Consider the following 18518-nt stretch of genomic DNA (forward strand, 5'->3'; position numbering starts at 1 on the left):
ATCTCTCCTATTTACATCATTTACGTAATTGTGATACACTAATCCACGGATTAACACAACTATTAGTATGTCACATTAAAAAGATATCACGTGGAGGGTACAACACTATGGAACGAGAATTAGCGTTAGAGATCGTACGAGCAACCGAGGCAGCAGCATTGGCCTCATCGAAATGGATTGGTCGTGGGCAAAAGAACGAAGCGGATGACGCAGCGACATCGGCCATGCGTGAAGTACTCGGCACGATCAATATGGATGCAACTGTCGTCATTGGTGAAGGTGAACTCGATGAGGCACCGATGCTTTATATCGGTGAACGTCTCGGTACGACGTTCGGTCCTGAAGTCGATATCGCCGTCGACCCGCTCGAAGGCACATCGATTGTCGCCAAAGGGCTCGGGGACGCGATGGTCGTCATCGCTGTCGCTGATAAAGGCGCCCTCCTCCACGCGCCTGATATGTATATGGATAAACTTGTCGTCGGACCGAACTTGAAAGGGAAAGTCTCTCTCGACGAGCCGCTCGAGTCGATCATCGAGAAAGCCGCCCTCTATAACGGGAAACGCATCGAGGAAGTGACGGTCATCATGCAGGATCGGGACCGTCATGAGCATTTACGCCAAGCCGCCATTAAAATGGGCGCTCGCGTCAAATTGTTCGAAGATGGTGACGTATCAGCCGGAATCGCCGCTGCCGTAAAATCGAACCCGATCGACATCTTCATCTCGACGGGCGGCGCACCGGAAGGCGTCATCACGGCAGCCGCCGTCAAAGCGCTCGGCGGTGACATGCAAGCTCGTCTTCACCCGATGAACGAAGAAGAGACGGCACGCGTCATCTCAATGGGTATCGAAGACCCGCTTCAACTGCTCACACTCGACGATCTCGTCAAGAGCGACGACTGCATCTTCGCGGCGACAGGTGTCACGACGGGTGAGCTGCTCGATGGTGTCAAGTTCTTGACGGACGATATCGTCGAGACGACATCGCTCGTCATGCGCTCGAAGACGAAGACGATTCGCAAAGTCGTTGCCGAGCATACGCTCTCGCTTAAACCATATTTACAGAAACAGCCGGTGAACGTCTAATTGATATTCGCTGAACCGAAGCCTGAATGATCGACACTTGATAAAAGGTGCGCATTCAGGTTTTTTTGTGTTCGAATCGATATAAGCGATGGAATCTAAAAAAAATGACCCCGGAGCAAACGCCGGGGCCAACTGATGACTACATCATCGATACGACAATCGATTTGGTTAAAAGGAGCTTTGAATCGCTCGATATTATTTACGACCCTGTATTTCGGTCACCAATCACAATCGTTGCATCTTGGTCTGCCTTTATCTCCTGCTTACTTAAAAGCAAAGCTGATACGAAAGCGGTAATCGGAATGGCAAGCACGAGACCAATGCTCCCGGCAAGCGTCCTCAGGATTTCTACACTATAAACCTCCATATGAATCAATTCTCCGAAAGGATACTCGTAGGCATTCATCAATAAAAGAATTGGGAGGGAGGCGCCTACGTAAGCTAAGATCAACGTATTCGCCATCGTACCCATGATGTCTCCGCCTACGTTCATTCCTGACTTGAACAAGTCTTTATAAGACGCCTTCTGGTTATTACGTTTTACTTCCTCAAGTGATGAAGCAATCGAAATCGCGACATCCATGACAGCGCCAAGCGCTCCAATGATGATCCCAGCAAGCAACAGGCCAGAAAGGTCGATCGAATTTTCCGAATCGAGCATCCCGAGCATGATTTCTTCTTCCCCATGAAAACCGGACATTTTCATCAGACTCATGAAAATAAAGGAAATCAAAGCCGCCGCGCCCAATCCGCCCACGGTTCCGGCAATCGCAGCAAGCGTTTTCCAAGAAATTCCGCTCACAATCACGAAAGTCAGCGTCGTGACAATCGCGCCTGTAATGAGTACGAGCAAGACCGGATTATAGCCTTCCAACAAATAAGGAATCATAAACTTGAAGAGAATAAAGACAGTCAACCCTAACGTAATCACAGACTTAAGGCCTTTCACCTTGCCAAAGAAGAGCAACAGCGCGATGAACAACCCACCTAGAATATAGGTTGGAACGTCTCTCGTATATCCGATCGGATAAGCCCGGGTGATCTCCCCATTTTCAATTTGAAGCCCGACGGTAATGCGGTCACCTTCTTCAAACCAGAAGTTGCTGTTCGCAAAATACGTATCGACGTAATTGAAACCTTCGACCTCGATTTCCTGGCCTTTATATTCTCCAGATAAAATCTCGACATTCAATAGTTGAAATTCTCTTTCTTCTTGTGTGATTTCCTCAATTTCTGTTCTTTCCTCAATGACTTCCAGAACACGGGCGGTTGTGTTGACGGTATTTGGCATCTCATACATCATTTCCTCTTCGCCAGGGTTCATCGGCGGTGGCGTATAGCTTGCAAGGGCAGTCGAAGGAACGATTAGAAACGTGAATATAATGAGCGTGATTAATCGAAGCATGGTGTTAATTTCTCCTTTGTGCGAGTTCAAGCTGACAGACAATGAGAACCTATTATAACAAAGGAGTACGACTATTTGTGTCGCGTCTCCATTTTAAAATTATTTTGTAACATAAGGATGATTGACTCTGACTTACTACCTCCTGTGTTCCTCCGCTCATTTCCAAGCGCTTGGAAATGATCCATCCACTACAAAAAGCGACCGCCCCTTAATTATAAGGGACAGTCGCTTTCATCATATTATGCGTTTACAGATTTAGAATCCTGTCGGGGCATCCGTTGAATGGTCGGTCATATATTGCGGTTCTGGTCGCTGATCTTGCTGAATCGAATCGTAGAACGTCGCATACGCCGTCGAGAAGTACGGATAGATGAACAAGAATCCGATCCCGAGCGTCAAAATCCCGACGAAGAACCAACCGATGAACGACAAGACGAGCTTGAACGCTTGCATCTTGTGGCCGTCCATCAACCGACGAGACTCCGTGATCGCTTCGAGTGCCGAAAGTTCCGGCTCGTCACGCATGATGTAATACGTGAGCGAGTACGAGAACGCTTTAATGATTCCTGGAATTATTAAAAGCAACGACCAGAGGAAGATGAAAATCCCCATGAGGAGCGGTGCCAGAACGTGCTTCACGTAACCGTTCCGGAACGGTTCAAACAGTTGCGAGATGGCCGGCTTGTCGCCACGTGATACCGACAGGACGATCCAAGACCATCCGAGCGTGAGCGGTGCGATCAAAATTGTGAGCAAAAGTGACAAGAGTGTCAGTGATGTTTCCGTCGCCGTAGGTGCCACTTCTGGGTCCACCGTCGGGGCGAACGTCTGCGGGATCGCGTTCAAGACGGTGAAGACGATCAAAATCCCGGCAAGAAGCCACCATTTCCCTTTTAACATGTGTCGTGCGTGTTGTTTCCATTGTGCTGTCATATGTTCCACCCTTTTTTTATCAGTCTTTTCTTAGTGTACGTGAAAACAATGAAAAAGTTTCAGGAGAATGCGAAAAAAGGGAAAAGGTTTTTCCCTTTCCCTTCAGTACATCACGTTGCCTAAGAAAAATTGCGACATCGATAAGATCAATAAGAGCACCCCGACGGCAACCGCCGCGAGCGACGTGGCCTTGAATAAACGAGTTCTTAAAAATGCATGTCGGTATTCGAAGCGACGGATGAACAAGACGTGGACAACCTCATAGATCAGGACTGCGGCGGTGAAGTAAAACGTCATGATACTCCCGAACCCGAAGAACAACATCGCTAGTACGCCCAAGCCGAAATTATGAATTCGATTATGGACGTCATCGCGGTCACCGACGGTCGCCGTTTGTACGTGTTGCATACTTCCACCTCACTTCCAAAACCCACAAAAACCCGAACAGAAACAATAACCTTAAATATAAGTTATCACAATTTTCCTATCCCTAAACCTGTCACACCGTCTTTTCACCTAAAAGAAACATTTGGAAAATAAATGTAACAAAAAAGCGCTGATGTCATCAGCGCGTCATGTACCGGTCGAAGGCTCGGCTTCTTCCGATTTATTGAATTTGCGTTTCAGTTTGAGCGGTTGTTTCGTGCCACCGAAGACTGGACCGTCTTCCGCTTCATCGATTTCCGTCTCTTTTTTGAGTACAAAGAACGGGCACCCAAAGTTACAGTATTCATACACGTAATCCATCACGTGATCGATTCGATTATCATACGTCGCGAACTTGGACTTCGTCTCATAGAACCCTTTCAACCGAAGCTGTCCGTGGCCCCAATCCCCGACGATATAATCGTATTTATCAAGCACGTCGCTATAGCGTGCGATGAACGCTTCCTCGTCAAAACCGTCACGTTTCTCTTCAATGACGGTATAGCCGTGGCGATTCACTCTAATCATGTTTCACACCTCCACTGTTCTATCATAGCATGCCGACCGGTCCCGTCCCTATCCTTTTCGGATGGCATTATGACGGGTCACGATCGTCTCGCGTAACACGTCACGCAGCAGTTCAGGCATAAAGTAACGCTTCGGCTGATCGGCCAAATACGGAAGGAGCGGTCCGAACGTGAACATGTCGACCGTGGCGACACGATACGTCCCGTCTAGCTTGATTTCCTCACCATTAATCGAATAGCGACCCTGTCGGCTGTCGATTCCATGGAGGATCGGGCTACCGAGCACCGTCCCGCGAAAACCGAGGCCACGGACATGCATTGTCGTGAACGCATCTTCTTGGACGTCGTTCAAAAATCGGACGAGGGTCGCCCCGTCAAGCGTCAAGAGACAAGGGTTGATCGGATGCGGACAAATCCGGTGCAACATATTTAGCGTGACGTGGCCCGGGCGCAAACCTTCTAACAAGACACCGGATGGGATGATACTCAACTCGGCGTCACACCAGTCCGCGAGTCCGCTCGCCAATAGGTCTCCGATGGCTGACGGACCGAACCAGTCACTTTCATAACCTGGTGTCTCGGCAATCGTCACATCGAGCAGACGCTCGGCTTGACCATACTCTGCGGCTAGGACCGCGACCGTCGCTTCATCAGGTTCGCGCTCCGATACATCGTGGAGACAAGCCCGTTTCTCGATGACCCGCTTTCCTTCGATGGCTAGCTCGATTTGCCCGACGTACTGCCCGTATTTGCCGGCCTGCGCAATCAGGACGCCGTTCGTGACGACACCTTCATCGAGTACGTGGTGGGTATGGGCTCCGAGGATGACATCGATTTCTGGGAACGCCTCGGCGAGCCGTTCGTCGGCATAAAAGCCGAGATGGCTGAGCGCGATGATGACGTCGCAGTCTCGAAGTGTCTCGAGGGCACGCGCCGTTGCCGCATGTGGTGCTTCGATGGCCCAACCGAGTTCAGGATAAAGCTCTTCATACGGCGCGGTCACCCCGAACAGCCCAATCTGAATTCCCTCTCGTTCGACGATGAGCGTCTCCGACGCCCATTCTGGTCGTTCACCAGCTGCTTGATAGACATTCCCTAATAGGACCGGGAACGCGGCCTCGTCATACAGATGGGCGAGCCAGTCGTGCGGGAACGTGATGCCTTCATTATTGCCGATCGTGACCGCCGTCGGTCGAATCCGGTTGAGCAGTCGGACGTTCACTTGTCCGCGCGTCACTTCTGTCGCCGGATGGGTGCGGTCGGCATGGTCGCCGAGATCGAAGACGAGCGTCTCGTCCGTCCGATGCTCATTCAAAAACGAGACGAACCGCGGCCAGTTATGGAATTTCGAATGTAAGTCATTATAATGGAACATCGTAATCGTTCTCAAGACGATCCCCCTTCCTAGAACAGACTGATTTGGCTCGGGGCGAGTTCATATTCAGCACCGAGAATCTCAATCAACCGTTTGGCGTTTGGTACCGCGTCGCCGGCCGAGTTGTTGTTGAAGTAGACGTACACCGACTTCGCTGTTTCGTCGACTTGTTTGAGGGCCGCAGCGAGCTCCTGCAGTTCATCCTCACTATAGCGATACAGGCAGCGGACGTGACGCCATTCTTGGCTCGTCATGCCCGGCTTTCGGAGCCAGCCGGCGGTGTTACGGCCGTGCAAGCGCACGACGGCCACGTCCGGATTGGTCACGACCGGGACAAACGGGATGCTGCTCTCTTTCGTTTGCGGCTCATCACAAATCGTATTGATGAAACGTTGTTCCGACAAGAACGCAAGCGTCCGCTCCCGGAACGCCTCGGAGAACCACGTCGGGTTCCGGAACTCGATGGCGATGTCATAGTCGTGCAACTCGTCACGGATCGTCCGTAAATAATCGAGATGTGGCTTCGAGACATCGAACCAGGGCGGGAGTTGGACGAGCACGGCTCGTAGCTTCCCAGCTTGTTTCAGCGGTTCGACAGACGTTCGATACCGTTCGAACAGCTCGGCGAGAGGTAGCTTCGGCTCCCGGTCATGGCCGCTCATTTCCCTGGAAACTTTGACGATGAATTGGAACGTCTCCGGTGTTTCCAAGTTCCACTTCTCGTAATTCTTCACCGGTTGAATCGCATAAAACGAGGAATCGATTTCAACGGTCGGGAAATGTCCCGCATAGGTCGACAGTTTATGTTTTCGTTCTTCTGGGGTCGTATACAGTAAATCATGGTCTCCCCACCCCGTCACACCGACATAAATCATCACATTCCCTCCTCAACTTATTGTTCGAACGTGGCCGCAGTGTTCCGTTTCGACCAATTCAACGTTCCCGCGAACGTCACGAGCAACAGAACGAGCCCCATCACAAACGGATAGCGCATATCGATATCGAAGGCGATTCCGGCAAGCGTCGGTCCGACGATATTCCCGATGCTCATATAAGCATTGTTCATCCCCATCGCAAACCCTTGCTCTTTATCTGCCATTTTCGATACGAGCGTATTCAATACCGGTCGTAAAATTGACGTCGACAAGAAGATAATCAACGTGACCGCGAAGAAAATCGTGTAAGACCCGGCAAACAGTGAGAACAAGAAGCCGAGCGCGGCGAGCATGATAAAGATGAGCACGACTTTAATCTCACCGAACAGCGAGACGAGACGGTCGACCGCGAACAGTTGGACGATAACGCTGACGATTCCCGTCCCGGTGATCATGACCGCGATTTGTTGCGGCGTTGCGCTGAACGTCTCACTGACGAACAGACCGAGGACCGACTCGTATGCCATCAAACCGAATGCCATGACCAAGTTGATGACGAGCACGAAGAAATACGGTTTCCGTGTCGACGACACGAGTTGACGCGGTAACGATTCACTCTCACTCGTTTGGACATACGGTTCACGGTCCGGTTCTTTCAATAGAATGATTGACGAGATGACGGCAACGAATGATACGATCGCCGATAACAAGAGCGGTGCCTTCAACCCGAATTCGGCGAAGAAACCACCGATTCCTGGGCCGATGACAATCCCGAGCGACATTGCCGCGGAAATATAACTGTTCCCTTTCGCCCGTTGTTTGAGCGTTGTGATATCGGCCACGTAAGCAAAGATGGCCGGAATCAAGAGAGCGGCCCCGACGCCGCCAATCGCCCGTGAAATCAACAGGACGGTCAAGTTGTCTGATAAGTAAAAGACGCCCATCGAGATAGTAAACCCGATGAGTCCGAGGATGATCATGAGCCTGCGGCCGTAAACGTCCGCCCATTTCCCGGCAATCGGCGACATGAGCAGCTGGGCACCGGCAAAGACAGAAATCATGAGTCCGGCAGCGGTTCCGCCTTCTCCAATCATCTTCAAATAATCAGGAATAATCGGGATGATAATCCCGAATCCTGCTACAGCGATGAACATGTTCAACATGAGAATCGCCAATTGTTTCTTTTGTTTAGTCGTCAATGTATGTCACTTCCTTTTCATCCTTTCATTTTACTTGTTGATGAATGAAATGAGCAAACGATAAGACAGCAAAACACCCATCCTTGACCAGAGGATGGGTGTTCAAACACTTGCTTATGAGATGCGTGATTGAGCGAGTGCTTGGTTGGAACGATTTTTCGGTAAAAACAGTGTGATCACATACACGATCAATGTTGGAACTGCCCAAGCAAGTCCGATCTCAGCCATCGGCAAGTTCGTGATCCAAGCTGTTGCTGCTGACGGCGCCAATCCGTGTGTCGTCTCGAAGAGCGAGAGCACGAGAGCCGTATATACAGTCGCCTTCATGGCGACATGCGGGTTGCGTTGAATCCGCTCCGTAATCGAGACGAGCACGAGTGCGATCATGACCGGATACAAGAGCGTGAGAAGCGGTACTGCGATTTCAATCAACATACCGAGTCCGACGAGTGAAATCATGAAGCCGAACAACGTCGTCGCGATGACGACTTGGTAATACTTGAGTGATTCGAACGTGTTGCTGATGAAGCGTGAGAACTCAGTGATGAGTCCGACCGCTGTCGTCAAACAAGCGAGGAAGACCGCAGCCCCGAGCGCGAGCATTCCGACTTGTCCGAAAGACGAACCTGCAAACGCTTGAAGCAAGCTTGCTCCGTCCGTCGTTCCTGTTTGGCCTGTCATGTTCGCTCCAATCGACCCGAGCGAGATATAGACGAGCATCAAACACGTGACAGCGAGCATTCCAGACGTCCGAAGGAGTGAAGATGCTTCTTTTTGGTCCGTCATCCCGTTCGCTTTGAGCGTGACGAGCACGATGGCACCGAAGACGAGAGCGCCGAAGACGTCCATCGTCAAGTAGCCTTGTTTGAAGCCTTCCCCGAGGGCACCAATCCACGTCTCATATCCTTCTGCTGGTGCGACCGGCTTCCCGAGTGGAGCCACGAGGTTCGTGATTCCGATTGCCGCAAGCAAGAGCAAGAGGATTGGCGTGATGATGCGTCCGATGACTTCAATCAATTTCTGAGCACGTAACGTCAAGAAGAACGTCAAACCGAAGAAGACAGTTGAACTGATTGCGAGCGTGAGCGTAGATGGCGCACCGAGAAACGGTACGACTCCCATCTCATACGTGACTGCTGCCGTCCGAGGAATCCCAAAGAACGGTCCAATCGCCACGTACATTAATCCCGTCAAGACGAGCGCAAGCCGCTTCGGAATATACCGAGCGATTTGGTCAGATCCACCGCCGACCCGCGCGACTGCGAAGAGCGCGAGTAATGGTAGCCCGACGCCGGTAATGACGAAGCCGACTAGGGCTGGGACGAGGTTCTGTCCTGCCATCGCACCTAGCATCGGTGGGAACAGCAAGTTCCCGGCCCCGAAGAATAATGCGAAAATCGTGAATGCTAACGGGAATAATGTCGATTTTTTCATACAACTACCTCCACATACATGTAATACCTTCCGTGTTACCCAATGAATCAAATGACTAAATTTTCTGACAATAAACCGCTTGGTCTATTTCATTATACACACTTTCATTTTTTTGACCACCCTATCCATAAAAATGATGTTTATTTTTTTGAAATGTGGATTTATTGTATGGAACCGTTCCCTTAATTTACAAATTATCGGTTGGTCGCACTCACTGACTAGCTGTAAATGAGAAAAATGGTCAATAACGGATATCAAACTTCCGGAATGATTCGATCGTCGCCTCTTCCGCTTCAATCCGTTCGACCCCGACAAAACGATTGCCGTCATAGAGGGCGCGTTTATATGATTCGAGTCTCTCCGCGTCTCCTTCGATTTGAAGTTCGACCGTCCCGTCATTCAAATTCCGGACCCAACCTGTGATGCCGTATTCAAGGGCAGTCGCTTGCGCGAAATAGCGGAAACCGACCCCTTGGACCCGACCCGATACGACGAGATGCTGTGCTTGTTTCATATAAGTCTCCTCCTCTAATTTGAAAGAATGGGTTTAGCCTCTGTCTCGTTAGGCAACAATGTATAAGTAAAATACTGGATAGGAGTGGTGATGTGGAACAACTTGTGACTGTGGTGACGACAATTTCAGATTGGCTATGGGGTGTGCCAATCATCTCGTTACTCGTTTTGTCTGGACTCTATTTGACGATTCGTTTAGGATTCTTCCAATTCCGATACCCCATCTACATAATGCAACAAACGTTAGGCAGTGTTTTCAAAAAACCAAAAGGTGAAGGTGACATCAGTCCCCGCCAGGCATTGACGTCGGCCTTATCTTCGACGATCGGTGCCGCCAATATCATCGGGGTACCAGCCGCCATCATGTTCGGCGGTCCGGGCGCCATCTTCTGGATGTGGGTCATCGCCGTCGTCGGGATGGCCATCAAGTTCTCGGAGAGCGTCCTCGCCGTCCGTTACCGCGAGAAGAACGAGGCCGGTGAATTTGTCGGCGGTCCCGTCTACTATATGGCGAAAGGCTTGAAGCTGAAATGGCTCGCCTCATGGTTCGCCTTCGCTCTCATGATCGAACTCATCCCGAGTATCATGGTTCAAGGAAACGCCGTCAGTTCGGCCGTCAGAGAGACGTTCAACGGCAATACCCTTGTGACCGGGATTATCGTCGCCGGGCTCGTCGCCCTCGTCGTCTTCGGCGGTATGAAACGCATCGCGAAAGTGACGGAAGTCATCGTCCCGGCGATGGCACTCGTCTATGTCGGTGCCGGTTTCATTATCGTCTTGATGAATTTCTCACAAATCCCGGAAGTACTCGGGCTCATCTTCTCATACGCATTCCAACCGATGGCCGCGCTCGGTGGTTTCGCTGGTGCCGCCATCGCCGAGACGATTCGTTGGGGCTTCGCCCGTGGTCTTTATTCGAACGAGGCAGGACTCGGGACGGCACCGATTGCCCACGCCGCTGCGCAAACGGATCATCCGGTCCGGCAAGGCTTCTGGGCCGTGATCGGGATCGTCATCGATACGCTCATCATCTGTAGCGCGACGGCGTTCGTTGTCTTGTCGTCCGGTGTATGGACACGGGCCGATGCGATGAACGATCCAGCAGCCCTGACAACAATCGCGTTCCAACAGTACTTCGGGTACACGGGCAGCCTGCTTGTCACAATCTCGCTCATCTTCTTCGTCTTGTCGACGATTATCGTCATCATCTTCTACGGGTCGCGCCAAGCCGAGTACTTATTCGGTTTGAAGGCCGGCTTCCTGATGAAAGTCGTCTATATCGGCTCAATCGTCATCGGTGCAATCGGTGGAGCACAGATGATTTGGAACTTCCTTGATTTGATGCTCGCGATGATTCTTATCCCGAACATGATTGCCGTCTTGATGTTGAGCGGCGAAGTGAAGCGCTTGACGACCGAGTTCTTCACGTCCGAGAAATATTATAAGAAAGACGTCGCCGAGAAGAAGGCGTCGTAATGACAAACCCGGCTGCGATTGCAGCCGGGTCCTTTTTATGTTGATGATTCGATGTTGTCAATCGCTTGGCGAATCCGTCCGACCGAGGCATCGAACTGTCCTTGTTCCTCGTCCGTCAGTTCGATCTCGACGATTTGGCGGATACCAGTCCGGTCAATCAAGGCCGGTACGCCGATATGGAGACCTGAGGCACCGTATTCGCCATCGAGATGGGCACCGATTGTCACGACGGAGTTCTCATTCCGGACGATGGCGCGGACGATTCGGAGGAGCCCGAGCCCGATCGCGTAGTACGCCGCGCTCTTATATTCGATGATTTGATTCGCCGCATCGCGGACTCCTTGATAGATGGCGTCCAAATCTTCTTGGCGATACGATTCATTCTCCTCAAGTAGCTGCTTCATCGACTTCCCGTAAACGCGGGCGTTGTCCCAGGCGACGAAGCCCCCAGCACCATGCTCGCCCATATAATAGACGTGGCAGTTCCGTGACGACAAGTCGAAGTACTCGCCTACCTTATAACGGAGACGTGCCGTATCAAGGACTGTTCCTGAACCGATAACGCGATGTTTCGGCAAGCCGGACGCCTTCCAGACGACGTGTGCCATGACATTAACCGGGTTCGTCGCGACGACGATGATACCGTCGAATCCGCTCGCCATAATTTGTTCCGTGACATGTTGCATGACCTTCGCATTTTGTTCGGCGAGGTCCATCTGGGTCTGACCGAGCTTTTGAGCGGCACCGGCCGTGATGATGACGATATCGGCGTCGCGGCAGTCCGAGTAGTCACCTGCCCAAATTCGGACCGGACTCGGGGCGAATGATATCCCGTGATTGAGGTCCATCGCCTCCCCTTCGGCCTTGGCGTGGTTCGAGTCGATCAAGACGAGCTCTTCACAGAGCGCGGCCATCGAAAGTTGATAGGCGAAACTGACGCCGACCCAGCCGGCGCCGACGACGGCGATGCGGGTGATGTCTTCTGGGTCAATCGTGTTCAAGTGATCCATATGCTTCATCCCTTTCTAAACGTGTTCTCTTACTTAGCATACCCGACTCGCCTTCGTTTTACGACAAAAACTAAACAATCAGTATATACAAAGTAAATACAGGATTACGCTATACGTCACGTTTCGGTTCAAATATTCCCGTATCTCGAACATAGCCAAAAATTTGAATCGTTTTATTGTCCTGTATAAACGGGATTCGTTCTTTCGTTAAAATAAATATTATTTCATCGGTCATGTCACATACGTCCGGTTCGACGATTGCTCCCTTGTAGACTAACACCTTTGGTCGCAATCGAATCCATTCGATTGATTGTAGAGAAGACTCTATCCAAATGTCTTCCCACTCTCCCCATAACAATTCGTACTCAGACAACGACTCACTTGGAAATAACGTATCTTCTCCTAAGTATTTGATTTGATACGGGAGCGCATAACACAATGCTTCTGATAGAGCTCGATTTCATGCAGTTCTTTTCGTCGGTCCACCCAATTCACCTCTACCGTATTTGTTCTAATTTTACAATCGCTCGTAATACTTCATCCCGATTCTGCTTTTTCTTCATCCACTTAGGCAAGCGACTCTCAATACTGCGATTCGCCCTGTCGCTTGTCCGTATCATCGCCTCGATATAACGCTTCATGTAGCCGAGGTGCTCTTGGTTGTAAGCCCATAGTACATGACCACAACAACCTGTTTGTAGATAGAGCGGCAATCCGAAATGAACATCGATAGCTCCACCGATATATTTTGTACCGTTTTGCTTCATTTGCAGATGACCGCAATGGAAACAGCTCAGGCGTACCTCATTAATCTTCTCCAAAACGTCCGCTCGGCCCCCACATTGTGGACAAATCACAAACATTTGAGACATGAACGTCTCCAGTTCTCGACTCTCTAATAAAAATCGATTGGTCACGACATCGCCCCCTCGTTTCATTATACAAAAAACCAGCGAAGTCGAGCTTCGCTGGTTGTCGAGATGGCATTACTTGTTGGTTTTTTGGAGCACTTTCAACCCTGTACCCATGTCAGACGCGAGCACATAGTTTTGATCGACGTACACGCCCCAGATATTCGCATCGGCCGGCACGTATTTTCCGATTTGTACCGGGTGACTTGGATTCGAAATATCAACAGTTCGAACCCCGCCCGCATAGTGAGACAAGTACAACGTGTTCCCATGTACTTTTGGATCGTGTACCGTTTTACCGAACGTCACTTGTTCAGCCGGATTCTCAGAGATGTCTTCTGTCAAATCCGTCTTGAATTCGCTCAATAGTTTTGGATTCGTTTTGTTTTTAATGTCGAAGATCCGTGTGTATCCGTAAGCTTGTTCGTAGCCTGATTTAACCGGTGCATACACTTCTCTTGTTTCAACGAGTACCGTGCCGCCTTTTGCAAGTGCCGCCGAGTGCGCCGAGCCTTGTTGATCCGATGCGAACGCTGTGCGTCCTTCGTATGTCACGTTATCTGGGTCTGAAATATCCAAGATGATCGTTCCAAGATCCCAGAACGAGAGAAACGCTGTTTTCCCGTTCTCATCCGCATAGGCGCTATGATTGAAGACCGGTCTCTTCTTGCCATCTGGTGCGTTCCAGTTGTATCCGTCAAAGCTTTCATCGACTTCTGCTAATGAGCGTGGATCGAACTCATATAGCTTCTTCGGTTCCGCCGGGTTGGTGACATCGACGAGTTGGAAGTCCTTCTCTTTACCGTGTGAATAGTAGTCCGCGTAAGGGTTCGAGGCAAGGACCAATACCCGGTCCCCTTGTGTCGTCAAGTAAAGCTCATGTGTGCCTCTCGTTTTCTTCGTCACTTCATAGAAACCCAACTTCTTCGGCTCATACGGGTTCGTCACATCATAAATCAGGAATCCACCTTTAGAATTCGGATTTTTAGAGTCGAGTTGTTGTGCCGATACAACCGCCAAATCTCCTTTGAACGATTTTGTGTTCACCGTCTTCACGATTACTTTTTCCTGCCAAGTCCCAGGAATGTCTTGGTCGGCGAATACAGCGACTTCTTTCGGGTTGGATGGATCTTTCAAGTCAAACACGCGAACCCCGCCGTTTCCTCCACCGGCAGTATGTGTTCCTGTGTATGCGAACCCTTTATGGGCGTACACGTCGGCCGTACTATTTTTTACGCCTTCTCGGATTTCCTTTAATGATACTGCTGCCGTCTCATGTAGATACTTGACGTTCTTGCTTCCTTCCGTCACGGGAACCGAACTGATTTCATCCGAATTGCGCTCCCCTTTCTCAATGATGATGTCCCCAAGCTCGTCATGCGCATATGTAACCGGTAAAGCTGACGAGACCGTTAACCCTGTGACGAGCGCTGCACTTAATAAGAATTTTCCTTTCAAAATAAATTCCCCCTTATATTTTTTTGATAGAAACTCTGTTAGAGGCAGAATACAAAAAAATCCTTCTGAACTCATAAACGAGACAGAAGGATTCCTAAAAATTCCGATTTCCTCTCATCTCTCAGCGTTCGCTGTTAGATTTAGCACCGTTTCCGTACTGGCGATTCAGTACGGATGGTTGCCGGGCTTCATAGGGCTAATTCCCTCCACCTGCTCTTAATAAGAGTATTCATATCAAATTACTTTGTATTATGACGACGTTTCCATGGAATGTCAATATATTTTTCTGCATAATCTTTACAGGTGAAGTTTTCATTCACTCTCGCTCCCGATAATAGTGAACCGGCCGAATCTCGAGCCTCCACCCTAACGCTTCCGCTTCGGGCACTTGGGTCGTCGGATGGATGGAAGCGATTCTGACCGCGTCCTCCATATCCACCGCTTCAATCACGAACGCACTTCCCATGACTTCCTTCGATGCCGTAACAGGCCCATCCGTAATCGAAATCTCCTGTGACTCCCGCTTGAGTTGCTTCATGCTCGCTTCAAGCCTCATGTCCAACAACACTTGTTCACTTGCATATAGCTCCTGTAAGTATGGTTCACACGTCGCCATGATTTGATCGATTTCTAGGTCGGTCTTTTCGTTCATTTTGTCAGCGTTGAAATATCCCGTTACCAAGAACATCATGTGATCTTCTCCTCTCGAATCTACAGTCATGCATCATCTTATCCCATTCCCTATTCCCTGTTTACAGGCATTGCCTACACAAAAAGACGGTCGACATGAAATCATGTCAACCGTCTTTCCTCATCTATTCAGGATTATCCAATCGATCCTTCCATCTCAAACTTGATGAGACGGTTCATTTCGACGGCATATTCCATTGGCAATTCTTTCGTGAACGGCTCGATGAAGCCCATGACGATCATCTCCGTCGCTTCTTCTTCCGAGATTCCACGGCTCATGAGGTAGAAGAGTTGCTCTTCTGACACTTTAGAGACTTTCGCTTCGTGCTCGAGTGAGACTTGGTCGTTCAAGATCTCGTTGTACGGGATCGTGTCCGACGTCGACTCGTTATCCATGATGAGTGTGTCACATTCGATGTTCGAACGTGCACCTTTCGCTTTACGACCGAAGTGGACGATTCCGCGATACGAGACTTTTCCGCCTTGTTTCGAAATCGACTTCGAGACGATTGACGACGACGTGTTCGGTGCGAGGTGAATCATTTTCGCGCCCGCGTCTTGGTGCTGCCCTTTACCGCCGAGAGCGATTGAGAGCGTCATACCGCGTGAGCCTTCACCTTTCAAGATGACGGCCGGGTATTTCATCGTGAGTTTCGAACCGATGTTGCCATCGATCCATTCCATCGATCCACCCGCTTCACAGACAGCACGCTTCGTGACCAAGTTGTAGACGTTGTTCGCCCAGTTCTGGATCGTCGTATAGCGGCAATATGCGTCTTTGTTGACGAAAATCTCAACGACCGCTGAGTGGAGTGAGTTCGTCGTGTAGACCGGTGCTGTACATCCTTCGACGTAATGGACAGAAGCGCCCTCGTCGACGATGATGAGCGTCCGCTCGAACTGACCCATGTTCTCCGAGTTGATGCGGAAGTAAGCTTGGAGCGGTTGCTCGAGCTTCACGCCTTTTGGTACGTAGATGAACGAGCCACCTGACCAAACAGCCGAGTTGAGCGCCGAGAACTTGTTGTCCGTCGGCGGAATCAATTTTCCGAAGTACTCACGGAAGAGGTCTTCGTTTTCTTTGAGCGCCGTGTCTGTATCTTTGAAGATGACACCTTTCGCTTCAAAGTCTTCTTGCATGCTGTGATAGACAACCTCAGACTCATACTGAGCCGAGACGCCTGCCAAGTATTTTTGCTCCGCTTCCGGGATTCCGAGCTTGTCAAACGTACGTTTGATTTCTTCAGGAACCTCGTCCCACGAGTGCTCTGTCTTTTCAGACGGTTTGACATAATACGTGATCTCATCGAAATCGAGTGCCGTGAGATCCCCGCCCCATGTCGGCATCGGCATTTTGCGGAACTGTTCGAGTGATTTCAAGCGGAACTCGAGCATCCATGCCGGTTCTTCTTTCATGCGCGAGATCGTCTCTACGATTTCATTCGTCAAGCCGCGGCCTGAACGGAAAATCGAGATGTCTCGGTCATGGAAGCCATATTTATAATCGCCAATGTCAGGCATGTTTTTCGCCATATCGGTCTCCTCCTTCTACTTACGCTTCCTCGTCGACTCCCTTTTCAAGCGCTTTCCACGCGAGTGTGGCGCACTTGATGCGAGCCGGAAACTTTGAGACGCCAGACAACGCTTCGATGTCGCCTAGGTCGAACGTGTCTGTATCATAGTCTTTCCCTTGGACCATCTCCGAGAAGATGGTGGCCAATTGGAGTGCCTCGTCAACAGACTTGCCCTTCACGATTTGAGTCATCATCGATGCCGACGCGAGACTGATTGAACAGCCTTCACCTTCGAACTTGGCATCTTTCACGATTCCGTCCTCGACTTGGAGTTGGAGTCGGAGTGAATCCCCGCATGTCGGGTTGTTCAAGTCGACCGTCACGCCATCTTCGATGACGCCACGGTTTCTTGGGTTTTTATAATGATCCATGATGACCTGTCGGTACAACATGTCGAGATTGTTAAAACTCATAATTGAAATACTCCTTCGTTTGACGTAGCCCTTCGATGAAGCGGTCAACTTCTTCTTTCGTATTATACAAGTAGAAGCTCGCTCGGGCTGTCGATGATTGCTTCAGGAGACGCATGAGCGGCTGGGCACAGTGGTGGCCGGCCCGGACCGCGATGCCTTGCATATCCAAGACGGTCGCTAAGTCGTGGGCGTGCACGTCGCCTAAATTGAACGTGACGAGTCCGACCCGTTCCTCTGGTCCGTAAATCTCAATGCCTTCAATCGTACGCATCTGTTCGATGGCGTACGTCGCGAGCGCCCGTTCGTGGGCTTCGACGTTCTCGAGACCGAGGTCTTCTAAAAAGTCGATGGCCGCTGCCAAACCGACGGCGCCGGCGATAATCGGCGTCCCTGCTTCGAATCGGTACGGGATATCTTTCCATGTCGACTCATACAAGTCGACGTAATCGATCATCTCGCCACCGAATTCGACCGGTTCCATGTTTTTGAGCAACTGCTTCTTCCCGTATAAGACACCGATCCCGGTCGGACCGAGCATCTTATGGCCTGAGAAGGCGAGGAAGTCGCAATCGAGTGCTTGCACGTCAAGTTTCCGGTGCGGTGCGCTTTGCGCCGCATCGACGACCATGACCGCGCCTTTTTCATGGGCGAGCTTCGCCACATCGGCGATCGGGTTGATCGTGCCGAGTACGTTCGAGACGTGACTCATGGCGACGATTTTCGTCCGGTCCGACAAGACGGCACGGACCGCGTCGAGCGTGACCCGACCGTCCGGCGTCAATTCGACGTAACGGAGCGTGGCCCCTTTACGCTTGGCGAGCTGTTGCCATGGAATCAAGTTGGCGTGGTGCTCCATCGGTGTGAGGACGATCTCGTCCCCCGCGCCGACATTGGCGTCCCCGTAGCTTGACGCGACGAGGTTAATCGCCGTCGTCGTCCCGCGTGTGAAGATGATTTCTTCTGGGACGGCGGCGTTGATGAATGAACGGACGCGCTCCCGCGCCCCTTCATACGCATCCGTCGCGTGCGTCCCGAGCGTATGGACGCCCCGGTGCACGTTCGAGTGGGTGCGGCGATAGTAATCCTCGATCGCCTCGATGACAGCAAGCGGTTTTTGGGAGCTCGCCGCGCTGTCGAGATAGACGAGCGGATGACCGTTGATTTCCTGATCTAAAATCGGGAACTGTTTACGAATCGAGGCATCAATCATC

General features: G+C 50.7%; 19 protein-coding genes and 1 riboswitch. Of the genes, 2 read left to right on the top strand and 17 right to left on the bottom strand.

The window, feature by feature from the left end; genetic code table 11:
• The first annotated feature begins 107 nt into the window (after nucleotides 1-107).
• Nucleotides 108-1088, top strand: coding sequence for a class II fructose-bisphosphatase (gene glpX / locus KNP67_RS12545; protein WP_214756718.1), 981 nt, complete (start codon nucleotides 108-110; stop codon nucleotides 1086-1088).
• 199 nt (nucleotides 1089-1287) lie between these two features.
• On the opposite strand, the gene KNP67_RS12550 is transcribed toward glpX, so the two are convergent.
• The 9 genes from KNP67_RS12550 to KNP67_RS12590 all read right to left on the bottom strand — a co-directional run bounded on the left by KNP67_RS12550 (nucleotide 1288) and on the right by KNP67_RS12590 (nucleotide 9776).
• A complete protein-coding gene (locus KNP67_RS12550; RefSeq protein WP_131472391.1) occupies nucleotides 1288-2493 on the bottom strand; it encodes a YibE/F family protein in 1206 nt (401 codons plus the stop codon).
• A 255-nt stretch (nucleotides 2494-2748) separates the two neighbouring features.
• Nucleotides 2749-3426 carry a DUF975 family protein gene (locus tag KNP67_RS12555; protein ID WP_029334641.1) on the bottom strand — a complete coding sequence of 226 codons (678 nt, stop codon included), beginning with the start codon at nucleotides 3424-3426 and terminating at the stop codon, nucleotides 2749-2751.
• Nucleotides 3427-3528: 102 nt separating this feature from the next.
• Entirely contained in the window at nucleotides 3529-3834 is a 306-nt protein-coding gene (locus KNP67_RS12560) for a hypothetical protein (protein ID WP_131472389.1), read from the bottom strand.
• Between the two features lie 165 nt (nucleotides 3835-3999).
• On the bottom strand, nucleotides 4000-4380 hold the full coding sequence (locus KNP67_RS12565; RefSeq protein ID WP_021065508.1) for a YutD family protein: 381 nt from the start codon (nucleotides 4378-4380) through the stop codon (nucleotides 4000-4002).
• A gap of 48 nt (nucleotides 4381-4428) precedes the next feature.
• The gene (locus KNP67_RS12570) at nucleotides 4429-5769 is read right to left on the bottom strand and encodes a bifunctional metallophosphatase/5'-nucleotidase (protein WP_242679026.1); all 1341 of its coding nucleotides are present in this window, start codon (nucleotides 5767-5769) and stop codon (nucleotides 4429-4431) included.
• 14 nt (nucleotides 5770-5783) lie between these two features.
• The gene (locus KNP67_RS12575; protein ID WP_131472387.1) at nucleotides 5784-6629 is read right to left on the bottom strand and encodes a DUF72 domain-containing protein; all 846 of its coding nucleotides are present in this window, start codon (nucleotides 6627-6629) and stop codon (nucleotides 5784-5786) included.
• A gap of 17 nt (nucleotides 6630-6646) precedes the next feature.
• Nucleotides 6647-7828 (bottom strand): MFS transporter, encoded by a 1182-nt coding sequence (locus tag KNP67_RS12580; RefSeq protein ID WP_021065505.1) that lies wholly within the window; start codon nucleotides 7826-7828, stop codon nucleotides 6647-6649.
• A gap of 114 nt (nucleotides 7829-7942) precedes the next feature.
• Nucleotides 7943-9262: a branched-chain amino acid transport system II carrier protein gene (brnQ, locus tag KNP67_RS12585; RefSeq protein ID WP_029595106.1), complete on the bottom strand. Its 1320-nt coding sequence runs from the start codon at nucleotides 9260-9262 to the stop codon at nucleotides 7943-7945.
• A gap of 241 nt (nucleotides 9263-9503) precedes the next feature.
• The gene (locus KNP67_RS12590) at nucleotides 9504-9776 is read right to left on the bottom strand and encodes an acylphosphatase (protein WP_214756719.1); all 273 of its coding nucleotides are present in this window, start codon (nucleotides 9774-9776) and stop codon (nucleotides 9504-9506) included.
• Between the two features lie 92 nt (nucleotides 9777-9868).
• On the opposite strand from KNP67_RS12590, the gene KNP67_RS12595 reads away from it, so the two are divergent.
• Entirely contained in the window at nucleotides 9869-11251 is a 1383-nt protein-coding gene (locus KNP67_RS12595; RefSeq protein WP_131472383.1) for an alanine/glycine:cation symporter family protein, read from the top strand.
• 35 nt (nucleotides 11252-11286) lie between these two features.
• On the opposite strand, the gene KNP67_RS12600 is transcribed toward KNP67_RS12595, so the two are convergent.
• The 8 genes from KNP67_RS12600 to KNP67_RS12630 form a co-directional block, all read right to left on the bottom strand.
• A complete protein-coding gene (locus KNP67_RS12600; RefSeq protein WP_214756720.1) occupies nucleotides 11287-12261 on the bottom strand; it encodes an L-lactate dehydrogenase in 975 nt (324 codons plus the stop codon).
• A gap of 109 nt (nucleotides 12262-12370) precedes the next feature.
• A complete protein-coding gene (locus KNP67_RS15585; protein WP_051627704.1) occupies nucleotides 12371-12700 on the bottom strand; it encodes a DUF6678 family protein in 330 nt (109 codons plus the stop codon).
• A 58-nt stretch (nucleotides 12701-12758) separates the two neighbouring features.
• Nucleotides 12759-13178, bottom strand: coding sequence for a hypothetical protein (locus KNP67_RS12605; RefSeq protein WP_051627703.1), 420 nt, complete (start codon nucleotides 13176-13178; stop codon nucleotides 12759-12761).
• Nucleotides 13179-13247: 69 nt separating this feature from the next.
• On the bottom strand, nucleotides 13248-14630 hold the full coding sequence (locus tag KNP67_RS12610) for an LVIVD repeat-containing protein (protein WP_214756721.1): 1383 nt from the start codon (nucleotides 14628-14630) through the stop codon (nucleotides 13248-13250).
• Nucleotides 14631-14741: 111 nt separating this feature from the next.
• Nucleotides 14742-14856: riboswitch (SAM riboswitch) on the bottom strand.
• A gap of 90 nt (nucleotides 14857-14946) precedes the next feature.
• On the bottom strand, nucleotides 14947-15321 hold the full coding sequence (locus tag KNP67_RS12615; protein ID WP_214756723.1) for a YciI family protein: 375 nt from the start codon (nucleotides 15319-15321) through the stop codon (nucleotides 14947-14949).
• Nucleotides 15322-15455: 134 nt separating this feature from the next.
• Nucleotides 15456-16853, bottom strand: a complete 1398-nt coding sequence (sufB, locus tag KNP67_RS12620) for a Fe-S cluster assembly protein SufB (RefSeq protein WP_029595099.1) — start codon at nucleotides 16851-16853, stop codon at nucleotides 15456-15458.
• Nucleotides 16854-16872: 19 nt separating this feature from the next.
• Nucleotides 16873-17307 carry a Fe-S cluster assembly sulfur transfer protein SufU gene (gene sufU, locus KNP67_RS12625; protein ID WP_024372279.1) on the bottom strand — a complete coding sequence of 145 codons (435 nt, stop codon included), beginning with the start codon at nucleotides 17305-17307 and terminating at the stop codon, nucleotides 16873-16875.
• Complete coding sequence (locus KNP67_RS12630; protein WP_214756725.1) at nucleotides 17297-18517, bottom strand: cysteine desulfurase; 1221 nt, start codon at nucleotides 18515-18517, stop codon at nucleotides 17297-17299. The genes sufU and KNP67_RS12630 overlap by 11 nt, the downstream gene beginning before the upstream one ends.
• Nucleotide 18518 lies beyond the last annotated feature (1 nt).

Origin of the sequence: Exiguobacterium sp. s157, from assembly GCF_018618205.1 — a bacterium.
In the GTDB taxonomy this organism is placed as follows: Bacteria; Bacillota; Bacilli; order Exiguobacteriales; family Exiguobacteriaceae; genus Exiguobacterium; species Exiguobacterium chiriqhucha.